The organism is Marivita sp. S6314, assembly GCF_023015985.1.
Lineage (GTDB): Bacteria > Pseudomonadota > Alphaproteobacteria > Rhodobacterales > Rhodobacteraceae > Marivita.
This window is the reverse complement of the sequence record NZ_JALKAO010000005.1, coordinates 21,043-36,775: the sequence shown is the minus strand read 5'-3', so window position 1 is coordinate 36,775 and position 15,733 is coordinate 21,043. Positions and strand designations below refer to the sequence as shown.

Sequence of the window (15,733 nt, the reverse complement as noted above, 5' to 3'; positions counted from 1 at the left end):
ACCATTTCTTTGCATGACCGATGGCATGGAGTTTGAATGGGACGAAACCAAACGTCAGTTGGTACTGGCCAAACACGGGTTCGATTTTCTGGATCTGGTGAAGTTGTTTGACGATAGGATGGTTATCTTGTCCTCCCCCAGAGAAGAGCCGCGTTGGGTTGGGATCTGTATGGTGGATCGCCGCGAAGTGGCTGTGATCTTCACTCGAAGGGCGGAACGTATCCGGCTCATTACTGCTCGAAGGGCAAGGCGAAATGAAAGAAAACAATATCACGCGCATAACTCTTGAAGACGCGCGCAAGATGAAAGGCCAGACCGATTGGGACCGTTTGCGTCGTGAAGACGAGCAGGGCATTGAACCTGCCTATGATCCCGAATTTGATGATGTCGAATGGGATTGGGACAGCGCTGTCACGTTTCAGGCAGGTGAGTTTTCACTCGACAAGCTTCCACGCTCCAAAGCGGCGATTTCGCTTCGGGTGGACCGCGATGTGCTGGCGTTCTTCAAAGAGGGCGGCAAGGGTTATCAAACCCGCATGAACGCGGTTCTGCGCGCCTATATGAACGCGCAGATCAAGGATTAGGCGCTGATCGTCTCAACCGTCAGGTTGCCATTGGTGTAAACACAGATGTCCGCCGCAATCGCCATCGCTTCGCGCGCGACCTCTTCGGCATCCTTGTCTGTGCCCATAAGGGCGCGACCGGCCGCCAGCGCATAATTCCCGCCAGAGCCAATCGCGGTGACGTCATGTTCGGGCTCAAGCACATCACCTGCGCCGGTAATCACGTACAGGTCCGTCCCGTCCGACACGATCAGCATCGCTTCGAGTTTTTGGAGGTACTTGTCCGTGCGCCAGTCCTTTGCCAACTCAACGCTCGCACGCTGCAATTGACCGGGGGTGGCCTCAAGCTTGGTCTCAAGCCGCTCCAGCAAAGTAAACGCGTCCGCCGTGGATCCGGCAAACCCGGCTACGACATCATATCCGCCGGGCGAAATACGGCGCACCTTGCGGGCTGTGCCTTTGATCACCGTCTGGCCGAGACTGACCTGGCCATCCCCCGCAATCACAACCTTGCCGCCTTTGCGGACGCCGATGATCGTGGTGCCGTGCCAGCCGGGAAACTCTGTGTCAGCCATGCCAAGTCCTTTGTTCTGCTGCTGTCGATATGGGCCGAACCGTTGGGTCACACAAGCCCTGCAACGCAAAACGCCCGGCGGATCAGGCCGGGCATTCGCCAGAAATCCATTCAGGATCAGATGCTTTCGTCGATCCAGCCCTTCAGAGCGGCCTTCGGCGCAGCACCGGTTTTGTTGGATACAACCTGACCGTCCTTGAAGATGAACAGCGACGGAATACCGCGCACACCCATGGCGGCAGCAGAGTTCGGGTTGCTGTCCACATCGACCTTGGCAATCTTGACCGCGTCGCCGTATTCGGCCGCGAGCTCTTCCAAAGCGGGCCCGATCTGTTTGCAGGGGCCACACCATTCGGCCCAGAAGTCTACAACTACTGGAACGCTGGAATTTTTGACTTCGGCATCGAATGTGTCATCGGTGACAGCAACGGTGGACATGGGGAATCTCCTTGCGGCTTTGGCGCATGATTGGGTCAGGGGCAGAACCTAGGTACCCAGAGACACAGCGTCAAGGTGGTGTGCTCTCACGAGAGCTTGTGTTGTCAGGTCTTGGGACAACGGCATATAGGTTGCGGTCCGGGTCCAAAGAATACCGGTTTCGATACGACGATCCGGGTAAATCTGTGCCAACATCTCTCGGTAGGCCCCCATTTGGCGCAACAGCCCCTCTGGCGTCTGGGCCTCGGTATCCGGGACGGTACGGTTGGTCTTGAAATCAACCGCGATCACCTGCTCCGGCGTGATGATCAGCCGGTCAATGATCCCGTGCAGCGTCTTGTTGCCAAGCGTCTTGAGCGTTGCTGTGACCGGAACTTCGGCGAGCGTGTCAGGGTGAAAGAACCCTGCCAGATCCGGCGCGGACAAAACAACCAGCGCCTCTGCAATCAGCGTGTCTTTCAGCGGATGGTCCCCAACAAGCCGATCCGCGATATCTGCACGCTGCGCGGCGGGAACCGCGGGCAGGGTTTCAAGCAACAGATGGATCACTGTCCCGCGCTCCATCGCGACATCACTTAGATCGCCATCTGCGCCCGGCAGGGCCTTTGCGCCACCAAGATCAGAGGGGCTCAGGACCTCGGTTGCGGGGGGCTGCGACGGTGCGGGTTCGGTGAAAAGGTGGGGCAAGGCGACCGTCTCAGGGGTCTGCGCACCAACTGGCGTATCCTGCGCGTCGGGCCACGCCATATGCTCCAACCGTTTCCCGGCTTTTGGTCCGTCGTCCGCAAACGGAAAGACGGCGTCTATGGCCCCAACCGTGTCCAACGTGGCGCGGATCCTGTCATGCCAGCTTTGTTCGCTTTTGTCCGGCGCGCCTGCGCCAGCGATCACCAACCACCGCTCGGCCCGCGTCAGTGCGACATAGAGCAGACGATCCTTTTCTTCCTCTTCCGCCTGCCGCGCGCGCTCCAGGGCGTTCCGCTGATAGGCCGCGCGGGTTTTGTCCGACCCGCGCCAATGGGCGTGGCCGTCCGCCATGACAAAGGTTTCCTTGCTCGACTGGGATGGCTTTTTATGCGTGTCCGGCAAGATCACAATCGGAGCTTCCAGCCCCTTTGCACCATGGATCGTCATCACCCGGATGCGTGCGCCCGCGCTGTCGACGGTGCGCTTGATCTCGATGTCGTCGGTTTCCATCCAGTGCAGAAACCCGGTGAGGCTGGGGATATCCGTCTGTTCATAAGCCAGCGCCTGATTGAGCAGCGCATCGATGCCGTCCTCGGCCTCTTCGCCCAGTCGCCCGATCAGTTTCTGTCTCCCTTGGTGACGGATCAAAATCCGCTCCAACAGATCATAGGGGCGCAGGAAATCAAGCTGTCGGCGCAGGTCGTCCAGAACATCCATGACTGCGGGATATGCGTCTCTGTTCCTGCGCAACTCCTCCCAAAGGTGCGGGGATTTACGGCGATGGGCGAGATCGAAAATCGCCTGTTCGTCAAGTCCAAACAGCGGTGAGCGCAAGGCAGAGGCGAGGGACAGGCTGTCTTCGGGTGTTGCAAGAAACGCCAGCAACGCGCGCAGGTCCTTGACCGCCAGTTCGGCCATGATCTTGAGCTTATCCGCGCCCGCAATCGGCAGACCGCGCGCCTTGCAGGCCCGCAAAATCTCGTGAAACAATGCCCCCCGACTGCGCACAAGGATCAGAAAATCTCCGGCATGCACCTGCCGCGCCTCAACGTCCCCCGCATCTGTCGTGCCAACGGGCAATGTTGTGCCATCCTTCAGCGTGCGATCAATGAACCCGGCCACGCGCTCGGCCAGAATGACGTTGTGATGCGTTGGGCTGACCCGGTCCACCGGACTGTCCCAGGGCAGGTCATCGTCTTCGGTTTTGGCAGGTTCAAGCAATGGCCACAGATCCACGCGCCCCGGCAGCGTATCGTGAAACGAAATGTGGGTCTGATCCGGCAGAAACCCCGCTTCGTCGCGTCCCTGAAACAGCGCGTCCACCAATCGCAGGATCGGCACCGACGACCGGAACGAATAGCTCAGCTGCCCGTCCTGCAAGGGGGCGTTTGTCCGCTGCATCTGGTCGCGGAAAGCCTGACGCATATGGTCAAATTCCTGTGGGTCCGCCCCCTGGAACGAATAGATCGACTGTTTCTTGTCCCCGACCACAAACAGCGTGCGCAACACGTCCGTTCGGGCCCCTTCGCCGGACGTAAACTCTTGCGCCAGACGATTGATCACGTCCCATTGCGCCGGGCTTGTGTCCTGTGCCTCGTCCACAAGAATATGGTCGATGCCGCCGTCCAGACGGTACAGCACCCATTCCGCCTGTCGGCTGTCGGTCAACAGCAGGCGGGTCCGGGTGATCAGATCGTCGAAATCCAACCATCCTCTGGCCTGCTTTGTTTCTTCATAGTGGCGCAGGAATGCGTCCGCAAAGCGATGCAGTGTTGCGTCACGCGCAACCGCTTCCAGCGCCAGCCGTGTTTCGCGTGCGGATTCAACCCGCCCGATGAGGTCTTCCAGCCGGGTCATCAAGGGGGCCAACACCTCCTCGCGCAGCTTTTTCGTCGGAACAGACCCGATTTTCGCAACGCCATCGGCTTTCAACAAGACTGATTCAAGGGTTTTCAGGGCCTGCAGATCAGGCGCGGTGATGCTCTGGAAAGCACGTCCCAGTTTTTGATCCATCACGCCACTGGCAAGCAAATGTGGCACAAACTCTGCCAAAAGGTCGATTTCACCCCCCAGAAAAACGCTGCTCAGCACGGCATCCGCCGACGCATCTGGTGCAAGCCCGTAGCGCTCTGCCAACTCGGACCGCTCCAAAGGGGGGGCAAAGCCGTCGCGGTGCCCGACGATGGCATCTGCCAGCTCTTGCAAGGGATTGTTCGACGCAATCCGCGCGATGTCGGCGATCAGGTCTGCGTCCGGCCCCTGTGCCATCTCATCCAGAATCTGTTCCCGCAACAACTGCGCCGCGCGGTCGTCAATTTCCTTGAATTGCGGGCTGACACCAGCCTCCAAGGGAAACCGTCGCAGGATCGACGCACAGAACGCGTGGATGGTTTGAATGCGCAAGCCTCCGGGCGTTTCAATCGCACGGGCAAACAACGTGCGTGCGCGCGACAGGAAGTCGGGTGTCAGATGATCGGACGTCTCACCCAGCTCTAAAAGCTGGTTTGTGAGAGACACGTCATCCAGCATCGCCCATTCGCCCAGCCGCTTGAACAGGCGGTTCTGCATTTCGCTTGCCGCAGCGTTGGTGAAAGTCAGACACAAAATGTGTTCAGGCCGCGCATCACCCAGCAGCAACCGCGCCACACGGTCGGTCAGAACCCGCGTTTTGCCTGACCCGGCATTTGCGCCCAGCCAAGTAGAGGCTGAGGGATCGGCCGCGCGGACCTGTGCCTCGGTTGCGTCGTTGCGGATCATGTCAGGAACACCTTCTGCGCGGGATTGGATGCATCCCATTCGCCGTATCGGGACAATTGGTCATAATCCGACCCGAACACATCCTTGTGCATCTTGTTGCGCGCCGTGTACCCGGTGTCTGGGTCGCGGTAGGCCTCGATCAGAGTGTTCAGCATGGCCAGCGTGCGGTCGGGTGGACATTCGTCCAACGGTGCAGGCACTTCCTTGCCCTCTCCGCCAAGCGAAATGTACCGCGCGTCCGCCACGCTGCGTGGGGACAATTGGGTGAACCCGCCCTCACAGATCAACGCAGCGGTCACAAGAAGCTGCACGTCGAACACCATCTGCTGATCCCGGGTTGGCGCGGTGCCGGTCTTGTAGTCATAGACAAACGCCTCGGCCCGGTCATTCAGATCAATCCGGTCGGCTTTGGCCGTGATCTTGAACGGTGGTTTGGCCAACGTGATCGCGCCTGTTTTCTCGAACAACACCGGTCGGGCCAAGACCCGCCGTGCGCGTTCGTTTTCAACAAACCACCGCGCGATCTTTTCAATCCGCACACGCCATTGAATGCGATCCGCCGGCCAAGGCACGTTGGCCTCAAGAATGTCAGTGGCGGTCTGGATCAACCGGTTTTCTGTGACAAGATCGACGTTTTCCGCTGTATCAGAGACGAAATCCTCGAACACCTTGTGAAGGATCGTCCCGCGATGCATCGGGTTTGGCGCGTGTTGTATGGGATGCAATGGCCGCAGGCGCAGCACTTTCGACGCATAGATCGCATACGGGTCGCGGATCAGCTTTTCGATATTCGTCACCGACAATTCGGTGGGGCGCGCGATCAGCGGAGGCACCGGGGACGGGCGCACCGCTGGTTGCGACAGGATTGGCGTTTCAAGCGCCTGACCCAATCGCAGCCAATGGTTCCCGCGCGCCCGGATCTCTTTAAGCGCCTCTGGACCACCGGTTTGTGGTAATCCCTGCATCAGATTGGTCAGACGGTTCAGCCAGCGAGACGGCACAGTTTCCGCGTCCTCGGACCGCTCCGCGCGGGTGAGCCAGACTTCCTTTGCGCCGATGGCTTGCTGGAAGTCATGTGCGGACAACCCGATCCGCCGCTCCGGCAACAAAAGCCCGGCCTGCTGTCGCATCCGCCGGTTCAGCCAAGGATCGGCCGGGGGCGCATCCGGCCAGGAATGTTCGTTCAACCCCCCCAGGATGACCAGATCGGCTCCCATCACCCGCGCTTCGATGGTGCCCCAGATCAGGATATGCGGATGCGGCGCATCGCGGTCGCGCACCTCTTCGGCGCGCAGAACCCCGTCGATCAGATCGGCGTAATCGCGCGCTGACAGAATGCCGCCGAACCCGGCATTTTCGATCAACGCATCGAAAACCTTCCGGGCGACCTTGCCGGCCTCCTTGGCCCAAAGCTCGGAGGCGTCGTCGCTGGTCGATCCGGCGCAGATCTGTTCGGCCTGTGCAATATGGTCGGTGATGTGATCCCCCAGCGGCCGGGTCGCTGTGATGGCGGGCTGCAACAGACAGGCATCCATCCAGGCCAGCCAGTCGGCGGCCTTATCCGCTTTCTTCCACGCCTGTAGTTGTTTCAAGTCCGGATAGGGCACGCCCGTCTTGCGGATGAACAGTTCAAGCTCTGAGGTCCATAACAGGTGTTGTCCTCGATCCGCACCGGAATGGCACAGGGGATGTTTCAGCAACGTGAGCAATGCGTCTGCGGTTGGTCCCTTGACCCGCAATTGTGCGATATGGCGAAGCAACCGCCCCGGCGCGGTCAGTTGGGCAGGCGTGCCCGCGCTGTCATCCGGCAAGATGTTCCAGCGGTCCAGCAAGGCACTGACCCGGCGGGTCAACATGCGATCAGGTGTGATCAGCGCGGCGGTTGTTCCATCTTCTGCTGCTTGTCTCAAACGCAGCGCAATTGCGCGTGCCTCGTTCCTAGGAGAGGGCGCTTCAAGCAGTGTCAGAGACGATATTGCCTCTGACAAGGGGGGCAGGGCGGGCCCATCCATGAGCCATTGATCGGTGACAGGGGCCGGTCGCAATGACAGGGACACCAGCGCATTGCGCGCAGGGTTCGGTGCGGGCGCGTCAGTCCAGCCCTGCACCTGATCTGCGGCGACCCCAAGATGGTCCATCAGCCGTGCAAAGCGGAATTGCGGATGGTCTTCGCCCTGCATCGCATCCGTGTTGCGGGCGTTGTCGCGCAGAACGGACCACACCGATACGGGCGTGTCGAAATCAAACCCCGGCAGGATCACAGCGCCATGAGGAAGCGTTGCCGCTGCACACATCAGTTGAAACGCCGACCCGCGCGATCCGGTGGATCCGGCGATAATCACCGGGTGATCGGGCGGCGCATCGGCCCACCGCATCAGCTTGTTGGCCAGAACCCTGCGGTTGATCGTGGCCGCATCCGGCGTGTCGGAATTCGGGTCGAAATACTGCGTGATGATACCCAGAAACCGCTGCGCGCGTTCCCAATGGCCTGACTGGTCTGTCACATCCAGATCGGCAATATCCGCCGGGGTCACGCCTTCCGCCTGCATCTCGTCAAGCAACGCGCCAAGGCTTTGCGCCAGATCGTAGATGGCGGCGCGCGGGGCTAGGCTGGGATCGGCGTCAATCAGGCGGCTGACCAGTTCGGCCAGTTCAAGCTGCCGTCTCAGGGCGGGCACGGGTTTCGGCAATAGAGCGGTCTCAATTGGATCGGCCAGATCGGTGATCAGCCGAATGCGCGGCAGAAACCCGGCACCAAGCGTGTCGAACACCGCTTCCACCCGTCGCTGCATGCGTCGCGTGTTCAGCACCAGTTCGACCCGCGCCATCGCCTCGGGCGGGGCCTCGCGCAACCGGTGCTTTAACCCAAGCACCAGCTGCGTGGCGAAATCCGCACCCGGAGGCAGGGCAAAGAGACGGGGAGAGGAGGTTGGTTCAAACACGTGAATACCCCAGCATGGCTTCGGCCAGTGCGATCCCGTCCGGATGTCCCACGTCGCACCATTTACCCGGATACCGGACCGCGTGTAGGGCGTTCTTCTGAACAAGATCTTCCCAGATTGCCTTGAGCGAAAACACGTCTTGCGGTGTGTTAGAGACGCTATCTGTCCGAATTATCTGCACCCCGGAATAGACGGTGTCCGTGCCCCACACCGCCTGACCGGTTTCAAGGATGTCGATATCCCCGGTGCCGATACGCCCCGTGACCTGAGCCATTGGCACACAAAGCAGCAGGGCCTGCATGTCGTCATTCCATGCATCCTGCAAAACGCGCAACGGGTTTGGGCCGTCCCACACCGCGTCCGTGTTCATGGTGAACACCGTGTCTGACTGCAACAGCGGCAAGGCGGCCTTTAACCCTCCGCCCGTGTCCAGAATATCGGGTGTTTCAACCGCCACATGCACCGCGCTGTTGGCGAAATGATCCACGATCTGCGCCGCCCTGTAATGCGCATTGACCACAATCCGACGCGGCGCGATGGCGTCAACAAAGGTCATCGCATGGTCGATCAACGGCTGTCCCGCGACCTCGATCAAAGGCTTTGGTCGGTCCTGCGTCAGGGCTTTCATGCGGGTGCCGAACCCGGCGGCAAACAGCATCACGGCGTCAGGCATGTGGACCTCATCGCCGTCAGGCGGTCTTGTATCGGGTCTGGGAAGACGTCCCGCACAAGCGGGCGAAGCGGTGCCGACACCGGTGCCTCCAGACTGGTTTGGATATGGGCCCACACCCGGGGGATCAGCGCCAGATATCCGGGCTTTCCCCGCACCGCTGCAAGGCGCGCGAACACCCCAAGGATGCGCAGGTTTCGCTGGATGCCCAGCAGATGATAGGCGGGCAGGACATGGTCAGCGCTCTGACCGGTCTGGTCCAGGTAATAGGCAAGTGTATTGTCGCGGCAGGTCTCGGACACATCCCGCCGCGCGTCCTGCAGCATCGAGACAAGATCGTACACCGGCGGACCTATCAGCGCGTCCTGAAAATCAAGGAGACCCACACGTCTGACACCGTCCCGCTCTGGCAGCCAGATCATGTTTTCGGCGTGGTGATCCCGCAAAACCATGACCTGTGACGTGGGTAAATGCTTGGCCAGAAGATCGGTCAGACAGTCCCGGATCTTGGGAAATGCCCCATCACCGGGCAGCCCCAGTGCAGGCAGGTAATGCGTAAAGGCGGGTTCGATCATGTCGCCCAGGATGTCGGGTGTCACAACCGGGATATCAGCAGGCAACGCGGCGCGTTCCAGATGGCACAGAACATCGGTTGCCGCCTTGTATAAGCCGTGCTCCAGACCCGGATCGTCTGTGATCACTCTGGCAAACTGCGCATCGCCGAAATCCTCGATCAGCATCAGACCGGGTTCCCTTGCGTAGATCGTCGGAGCCGACAATCCGATAGATGCCAGATGCGTCGACGGCGCGGCAAATCGGGCGGTGTCGTCTTGAGGGTCAATCATCAAAAGCGCGCGTTTTGCGCCGGAACAGAGACGAATATACCGTCGGCTAGATGCATCTCCGGCCAAAGGCTGTTGGTGTGCCTCGTCCCATCCGTGGGCGCGCAAAAAACGGTTGATGTCGGTCATGACAGAGCCCTTGCGACAACATCGGACCACTTTGCATCGCTCCATGACAGCGTGATCACACGGGTGTCGTCCTGTGCAGGATCGGCAATCGCAATATGAAGGGCATGGGGCGGCGTCAGGTCTTGCAACCGGTCGGGCCATTCGATCAGCGTGATCGCAGTGTCCACCGCGTCCAGCAGGCCAAGTTCGATGATCTGGTCCGGGTCGCCAAGGCGGTAGAGATCGGCATGCCACAGCTCGCAGTCGGGCAAATCATAGGTCTGGACGATGGTGAACGTTGGCGACGGCACATCTTCGGGTTCGGCCAGACGCGACAGGATCAGCGCGCGTGCAAAATGGCTTTTGCCAGCGCCGATGCCGCCGGACAGAAGTAGGCAATCCCCCGGCGACAGACCTGCCCCCAATTTGGCGGCCAGATGCGCAGTGGCGTCAGGAGAATGTGAGGCAAACGCCGCGCTGTTGGTTGTCATGCGCGCATGATGACGCGCCCCACCGCTGGTCGCAAGATTGGAAGTGCCGCGTCAGGCGGAAACGATTTCAAGGTGGTCGCTGTCGCCGGAGTGACCCGAAGATTTCGCGCCAACACAAAAGCGGATCAGCGTTGCTCCGAAACAAATGGGATCAATGCGACAGGTGACGTCGCGCCCATCCCGGGATCGCAGATCTGCGTCCCAACTGGCCCGCTCTGACGTGCGTGTGACAAAATCCCGGATTTCCGGCCAGACCGGGTTCGGATGAAACCCGGTTTTCCAATCCTGCGTGGCGTCCAGAATGTTGGCGTCCGCAATACTTGTGTCGGGATCAACGTTCCACGCGGTCTTGTAGGCAGCATTGCACACCGTCAGGATGCCCTGCTGGTTGAATACGGCGACCGCGTCATCCATCGCGTCGATCAAGGATTGCATGGTTTCCAGCTCGCTCCGGAATCCACGGGTCAGGGAAACCTCTGCGGTGATGTCGTTCAGCAAAAAAGCGATGGCCCCGTCGGGATAAGGTTGGCCCGTGACATCATAGGTCTGACCATCCGGCAGGTTCCAGGTTTCGCGAAACCGGTCGTCACTGGCCGCCGCCACCAGCTTGGCCATGCGCTCGCGCCAATCGTCATAATTCTTGGGTTCCGGCATGATCTGGTGTTCACGCAGCTTGTCAAAAAACTCGAACAGGTTGGGCCGACCGCTCAGGAACTCGGCAGACAGGCCGCTCAAATCAATCAAAGCCGGGTTGAACAAGGCCAACCGGCGATCCCGGTTGAATATGGCCAGCCCCGTGGTGAGATTGGCAAAGGTCTTGGACAGCGTCTGAACAAAGTTGCGCTGCGCCTCTTCGGCCTGCACCACGGCGTCCACGGCCGTTGCGAAATACAAAGTGCCGGCGTCGGTCTCGTGCGTCGATACATCAAACCAGTGTTCGTCGCGTCCCGTCTTGGGCCGCAAGGTAATCCGCTTGGTGCCCAAGGCCGTGGGTGATTTGCACTGGGTCGCAACGGTCTCTGCCAGCGCATGTGTGCCCCCCAGATCCTCTGCCAGTCGGTCAAACATGGCATTTGCCCAAAGCAACATGCCATGTTCATCAACCGCCCAGATCGCGCTGGGCGCAAGATCCAGCGCCGGGCGCAGGCAGTCGAGCGCAAGATCATCCTGCCGCGCGGCAAACCAGTCTTCTGATTTACGCACAAGCGGCACAAGCGACACCCGTGTCACAGCGCCCAGATGCGTGACCCGCACGTCAATTCCGGAGTGACCGGGGTCACCAAGGGGCGACGTTGCGGTGGCCGGAAAAGCCGGGACAATGCTGTGCAGCGCCTGACGGACATCCGCCCAGGTCGGGGCACCCGGTTCACCGGACAGCATCGACCAGATCACGTCATGGGCATCGACCAGGTGATCATCCCGGAAAAGCAATGCGATTTCGTATTCGGGCGACAGATCAGGCACCGTATCGGGGGCCGGTTTCCTGCGGGCGAGGAGGACCACGACACTCCCGGCACAGACCAATCCAAACAGAACCCCCACAAAATAACAGATATCCATGAATACGCCCGTTCAGAATCTATCGGACCCATTGAACGGGGAGATGCTTAACGTTTCGTTAAGGTTAATGCATGGATGGTCACAAATCGAAGGGCTGGTTTTCCCCGATCCCTTCGCCTTTAGGCAAGGATGGCGGGAAAATCGCCTCGCGCGGCCAGACAACCACCACAACAGCGCCCCGGCGCTTTAGCTTGCTATGCGTGCGGTTGTTGCCATTGGCAAAGCTTAGCTCCGCCCCCGATCGCTCCAGCAGCGTCTTGGCGATAAACAGCCCCAACCCCATGCCTTCGTATTCTGGCCGCGCTGTGCGGTCCCGTTCGGTGCGGCGGTTGCGCACAAACGGATCACCAATCCGTCCCAGAAGGTTCGTTGGATAGCCCGGCCCGTCATCCATGATCCGCACCGACACCGTGTCGTCGTCCCATGTGGCCTCGACCCAAACGGTGGACCGGGCAAAATCAACGGCGTTCTGGATCAGGTTGCGGAGACCGTGAATGATCTCTGGCCGTCGCAGAGCCGCGGGCGGTTGGGCATCGCCGTCCTGATCCGCGACGCCTTCGATCAGAACGTCTTTGCCCCGGTCCAGATGTGGTTCCGCGGCTTCCCGGATCACTTCGACCAACGGGGCGGTTCGGATATGCAGGTCCTCTTTGCCTGCGCGCCCCATGGACCTGAGGATATCGCGGCAGCGGTCCGCCTGCTCGCGGATCAGCCGGGCGTCCTCTTGCAGTTCAGGCCGGTCATCCAGATCCTCGATCAGTTCCGCACTGGTCAGCTTGATCGTCGCCAGAGGTGTTCCAAGCTCATGCGCCGCCGCCGCGACCACCCCCCCAATATTGTTGAGCATCTCGGTCCGGCTCAGCGCCAGTTGCGTGGCCACCACCGCATCGCCCATCGACGTCATTTCGTCGGTGGTCTGGCGTGCATAAAGCGACAGGAAGATCACAGCGATAGAGATCGCCACCCATTGGCCAAAAACAAACACGTCGGCAATCCGCAGGATAAACCCTTGTTCGGTGCGCAATGGCAGATGGAAAAACACCATCAATGACACCAGCATCAGGGCCGTTGCCCCGATGATCACCGTCGACCTCAATGTCATGATCGTGGCCGACACGATCACCGGACCAAGAATGAGTATGGTGAACGGGTTATGAAGCCCGCCTGTCAGGTACAGCAGGAAACACAACTGCAAGAGGTCGAACAGCACCATGAGAAAGTTTTCAGCTTCGTTCAGGCGCTTGTTTTCCGGAAAGACAAAGATCGCGATCAGGTTGCCGACGATGGACACCCCGATGGCAAGGTAACACAGACCCAGTTCCAGCTGCAGATTGTACAAGCGCTGCGCCAGCGTGATGGCGGTCAATTGCCCGACAATCGCGAACCATCGCAGCCAGATCATGGTTCTGAGGCGAATGAAGCTTCCGCGTTGGCGTTCCTGGAAGATCCCGAATTCGGATTGCGTCATCTGCGCCCTTTCGCCGCTTGTCTCGGGTCGGAAAATCCTTACCTCGATTGGGCAGAAGCATAAGCATGGTGCCTCTGATGAGAAGCGCTTTTGTTTTCAACCTGACGGAGACGGCAACATGATACGTTTGGCAGCAGTTTCGGCAGTGGTGGTGATCTCTGCGCTGATTGGCGGGATCTGGTACGCGACGACACCGGCCTCCACGGATGGTGACAAATACGCGTCCTGCCGGTCAACGCAGGTTGCGGGCGGGTCCGACACGATCGGTGGCCCGTTTACGCTGGTAAACGCGGCGGGGGAAACCGTGACGGACAAAGACGTGATCACAAAGCCGTCGCTTGTCTATTTCGGCTACACGTTCTGCCCCGATGTCTGTCCGCTGGACACCGCCCGCAATGCCGAAGCCGTGGATGTTCTCAAAGAGCGCGGGTTCGATGTAACCCCGGTGTTTATCTCGGTCGATCCTGCGCGGGACACGCCCGAAGTCGTCGGCGATTTCGCCGCCAACCTGCATGAAGACATGATCGGCCTCACCGGGTCGGAAGAGCAGGTCAGGGCGGCCAGCCAGGCCTATCGCACCTATTATCGGCGCCAGCCCGGCGATGACGAATACTATCTCGTTGATCACTCAACCTTCAGCTATCTGGTGCTGCCCGATGCCGGATTCGTGGAGTTCTTCCGCCGCGATTTGAGCCCCGAAGATGTTGCTGACCGGACCTCCTGCTTCCTGAACCTGTCTTGAGCGCACATCATTTGGTCGTTGATGTTGTCATTTTCGCCAGTAATAGTGGGCGTTAATTCAAGCGGAACGGGAGGATCCCACGGTGAGCGAGCGGACAGTGGAAGATTTGGGCGAAGATAAAAGTCTCCTTCTCGTTGATGACGACGAACCCTTTCTGCGCCGTCTGGCCAAAGCCATGGAGAAACGGGGATTCGAAGTCGAGACCGCGCCATCCGTGACAGCAGGCTCTGCCATCGCCACGGCCCGGCCGCCTGCATATGCCGTTGTTGATCTGCGTCTGGAGGATGGCAACGGGCTCGACGTGGTCGAAGTGATCCGCGAGAAACGCCCGGACAGCCGGGTGGTGGTTCTGACCGGCTACGGCGCCATCGCAACAGCCGTCGCCGCTGTGAAAATCGGTGCCACGGATTACCTGTCCAAACCGGCGGACGCGACCGATATCACAAATGCGCTTTTGGCCAAAGGCGACGATCTCCCGCCGCCGCCAGAGAACCCGATGAGCGCGGATCGCGTCCGCTGGGAGCATATTCAGCGCGTGTACGAGCTTTGTGATCGCAACGTGTCAGAAACCGCGCGCCGCCTGAACATGCACCGCCGCACATTGCAGCGCATTCTGGCGAAACGCTCCCCTCGCTAATCAATACAACTAGGATAGCCTTGCGCCGCCTACCGCATTATTAAACGATTGGCTTAATAACGCAGCAGGCAGTGAAGTCATGATTAAGTTGGTTTGATTATGGGAAACAAACGCGTTCCAGGTCGCTATGTGCGTCAGACCACAGGCTACAAAGCTTACATGCCGCAAACCCTGCCTCTTGCGGGTATCGTCCGATCAAACCGCTTAGATAATACCCTATCCAAAGCAGATCGCGCATTAGGCAGGCTTGATGGGGCAATCGACGCACTCTTCAATGCTGACCTGTTTATCATGATGTATCTGCGAAAAGAGGCGACGCTGTCGTCGCAGATCGAAGGAACACAGGCGTCTCTGAACGACGTATTGCAAGCTGAAGCTGACATCAAGAACCCAGATCGTCCGGATGATGTTGGAGAAACACTAAACTACGTGCGTGCTTTTCACCACGGACTGGAGCGGCTTGAAACACTGCCTTTATCGCTTCGCTTACTACGTGAACTGCATGAAATACTCATGCGGGATGTGCGGGGACAGGAGCGAACGCCGGGCGCATTCCGGACCACCCAAAATTGGATAGGCCCATCGGGTGTAAGTCTGGAGAATGCTTCCTATGTCCCGCCACCATCACACGAGTTAACACGTTATCTTGGAAATCTTGAAGACTACATCCGCGCGGAAGATGACCTTCCCTTCTTGATGAAGGTGGGCATAGCGCACGCGCAATTCGAGACCTTGCACCCATTTCTTGATGGTAATGGAAGATTGGGCCGATTGCTGATTACTTTCATGTTGTGCGAACGCCAGATCCTAACCAAGCCGGTGCTTTATCTGTCACATTTCTTCAAACAGAACCGTGATGAATACTATCGCCGTCTTCAAGCAACGCGCGATGATGACGACTGGGAAGGATGGTTGGAGTTCTTCCTGCTGGCTGTTGCCACTGTATCGAATGAGGCGACCGAAACACTGCGCGCTGTCTCGGCTTTGCGTGAAAACCACCGGCAATCACTGATTGATGCGGCGCCAAAAGGAGCTGGTAACGCTCTTCGTCTTCACGAACATCTGTTCAATAAGCCTTTTATCGACGTTGAGGGCGCGGCAAAGATCACTGGGACGACCGTTCAAGGCGCATCAACGATCGTTGATAGGATGTGTGCACTTGATATTCTTACTGAAATCACTGGTCGTAAGCGAGATCGGGTCTTCTCGTACTCAAGCTATCTCGAGTTGTTTGCTGACTAGTGTTCCTGGCAA

14 protein-coding genes are annotated in these 15,733 nt (G+C 59.2%); 5 read left to right on the top strand and 9 right to left on the bottom strand.

Annotated features, from left to right (window positions below):
* The first annotated feature begins 13 nt into the window (after positions 1-13).
* Together MWU54_RS14365 and MWU54_RS14360 are read left to right on the top strand one after the other, a co-directional pair.
* Positions 14-289 carry a BrnT family toxin gene (locus tag MWU54_RS14365; RefSeq protein ID WP_247085060.1) on the top strand — a complete coding sequence of 92 codons (276 nt, stop codon included), beginning with the start codon at positions 14-16 and terminating at the stop codon, positions 287-289.
* Positions 255-584: a BrnA antitoxin family protein gene (locus MWU54_RS14360; protein WP_247085058.1), complete on the top strand. Its 330-nt coding sequence runs from the start codon at positions 255-257 to the stop codon at positions 582-584. Before MWU54_RS14365 ends, MWU54_RS14360 begins: the two co-directional genes overlap by 35 nt.
* Here the strand turns inward: MWU54_RS14360 and hslV are convergent.
* The 9 genes from hslV to MWU54_RS14315 form a co-directional block, all read right to left on the bottom strand.
* Positions 581-1,138: an ATP-dependent protease subunit HslV gene (gene hslV / locus MWU54_RS14355; protein WP_247085055.1), complete on the bottom strand. Its 558-nt coding sequence runs from the start codon at positions 1,136-1,138 to the stop codon at positions 581-583. The two genes, MWU54_RS14360 and hslV, sit on opposite strands and share 4 nt — an antisense overlap.
* A gap of 116 nt (positions 1,139-1,254) precedes the next feature.
* On the bottom strand, positions 1,255-1,575 hold the full coding sequence (gene trxA, locus MWU54_RS14350; RefSeq protein ID WP_247085053.1) for a thioredoxin: 321 nt from the start codon (positions 1,573-1,575) through the stop codon (positions 1,255-1,257).
* A 48-nt stretch (positions 1,576-1,623) separates the two neighbouring features.
* Positions 1,624-5,019: a double-strand break repair helicase AddA gene (gene addA, locus MWU54_RS14345; protein WP_247085050.1), complete on the bottom strand. Its 3,396-nt coding sequence runs from the start codon at positions 5,017-5,019 to the stop codon at positions 1,624-1,626.
* On the bottom strand, positions 5,016-7,961 hold the full coding sequence (gene addB / locus MWU54_RS14340) for a double-strand break repair protein AddB (protein ID WP_247085048.1): 2,946 nt from the start codon (positions 7,959-7,961) through the stop codon (positions 5,016-5,018). The genes addA and addB overlap by 4 nt, the downstream gene beginning before the upstream one ends.
* Entirely contained in the window at positions 7,954-8,634 is a 681-nt protein-coding gene (locus tag MWU54_RS14335) for a nucleotidyltransferase family protein (protein WP_247085046.1), read from the bottom strand. The genes addB and MWU54_RS14335 overlap by 8 nt, the downstream gene beginning before the upstream one ends.
* Positions 8,619-9,602, bottom strand: coding sequence for a phosphotransferase (locus tag MWU54_RS14330; protein WP_247085044.1), 984 nt, complete (start codon positions 9,600-9,602; stop codon positions 8,619-8,621). Before MWU54_RS14330 ends, MWU54_RS14335 begins: the two co-directional genes overlap by 16 nt.
* Positions 9,599-10,072: a tRNA (adenosine(37)-N6)-threonylcarbamoyltransferase complex ATPase subunit type 1 TsaE gene (gene tsaE / locus MWU54_RS14325; protein ID WP_247085042.1), complete on the bottom strand. Its 474-nt coding sequence runs from the start codon at positions 10,070-10,072 to the stop codon at positions 9,599-9,601. The genes MWU54_RS14330 and tsaE overlap by 4 nt, the downstream gene beginning before the upstream one ends.
* Before the next feature lie 51 nt (positions 10,073-10,123).
* The gene (locus tag MWU54_RS14320; protein ID WP_247085040.1) at positions 10,124-11,632 is read right to left on the bottom strand and encodes a PAS-domain containing protein; all 1,509 of its coding nucleotides are present in this window, start codon (positions 11,630-11,632) and stop codon (positions 10,124-10,126) included.
* A 79-nt stretch (positions 11,633-11,711) separates the two neighbouring features.
* Positions 11,712-13,100 carry a sensor histidine kinase RegB gene (locus MWU54_RS14315; RefSeq protein WP_247085038.1) on the bottom strand — a complete coding sequence of 463 codons (1,389 nt, stop codon included), beginning with the start codon at positions 13,098-13,100 and terminating at the stop codon, positions 11,712-11,714.
* 118 nt (positions 13,101-13,218) lie between these two features.
* On the opposite strand from MWU54_RS14315, the gene MWU54_RS14310 reads away from it, so the two are divergent.
* The 3 genes from MWU54_RS14310 (at position 13,219) to MWU54_RS14300 (ending at position 15,721) form a co-directional block, all read left to right on the top strand.
* The gene (locus MWU54_RS14310; protein ID WP_247085036.1) at positions 13,219-13,842 is read left to right on the top strand and encodes an SCO family protein; all 624 of its coding nucleotides are present in this window, start codon (positions 13,219-13,221) and stop codon (positions 13,840-13,842) included.
* Positions 13,843-13,924: 82 nt separating this feature from the next.
* Positions 13,925-14,479 (top strand): ActR/PrrA/RegA family redox response regulator transcription factor, encoded by a 555-nt coding sequence (locus MWU54_RS14305; protein WP_247085034.1) that lies wholly within the window; start codon positions 13,925-13,927, stop codon positions 14,477-14,479.
* Positions 14,480-14,608: 129 nt separating this feature from the next.
* Entirely contained in the window at positions 14,609-15,721 is a 1,113-nt protein-coding gene (locus MWU54_RS14300; protein ID WP_247085032.1) for a Fic family protein, read from the top strand.
* The last annotated feature ends 12 nt before the right edge of the window (positions 15,722-15,733 follow it).

Coding starts and splice junctions, on each gene's coding strand:
- MWU54_RS14310 (WP_247085036.1), top strand. CDS start 13,219: ATGATACGTTTGGCAGCAGTTTCGGCAGTGGTGGTGATCTCTGCGCTG.
- MWU54_RS14365 (WP_247085060.1), top strand. CDS start 14: ATGACCGATGGCATGGAGTTTGAATGGGACGAAACCAAACGTCAGTTG.
- MWU54_RS14335 (WP_247085046.1), bottom strand. CDS start 8,634: ATGCCTGACGCCGTGATGCTGTTTGCCGCCGGGTTCGGCACCCGCATG.
- MWU54_RS14360 (WP_247085058.1), top strand. CDS start 255: ATGAAAGAAAACAATATCACGCGCATAACTCTTGAAGACGCGCGCAAG.
- addA (WP_247085050.1), bottom strand. CDS start 5,019: ATGATCCGCAACGACGCAACCGAGGCACAGGTCCGCGCGGCCGATCCC.
- MWU54_RS14320 (WP_247085040.1), bottom strand. CDS start 11,632: ATGGATATCTGTTATTTTGTGGGGGTTCTGTTTGGATTGGTCTGTGCC.
- MWU54_RS14330 (WP_247085044.1), bottom strand. CDS start 9,602: ATGACCGACATCAACCGTTTTTTGCGCGCCCACGGATGGGACGAGGCA.
- trxA (WP_247085053.1), bottom strand. CDS start 1,575: ATGTCCACCGTTGCTGTCACCGATGACACATTCGATGCCGAAGTCAAA.
- MWU54_RS14315 (WP_247085038.1), bottom strand. CDS start 13,100: ATGACGCAATCCGAATTCGGGATCTTCCAGGAACGCCAACGCGGAAGC.
- hslV (WP_247085055.1), bottom strand. CDS start 1,138: ATGGCTGACACAGAGTTTCCCGGCTGGCACGGCACCACGATCATCGGC.
- tsaE (WP_247085042.1), bottom strand. CDS start 10,072: ATGACAACCAACAGCGCGGCGTTTGCCTCACATTCTCCTGACGCCACT.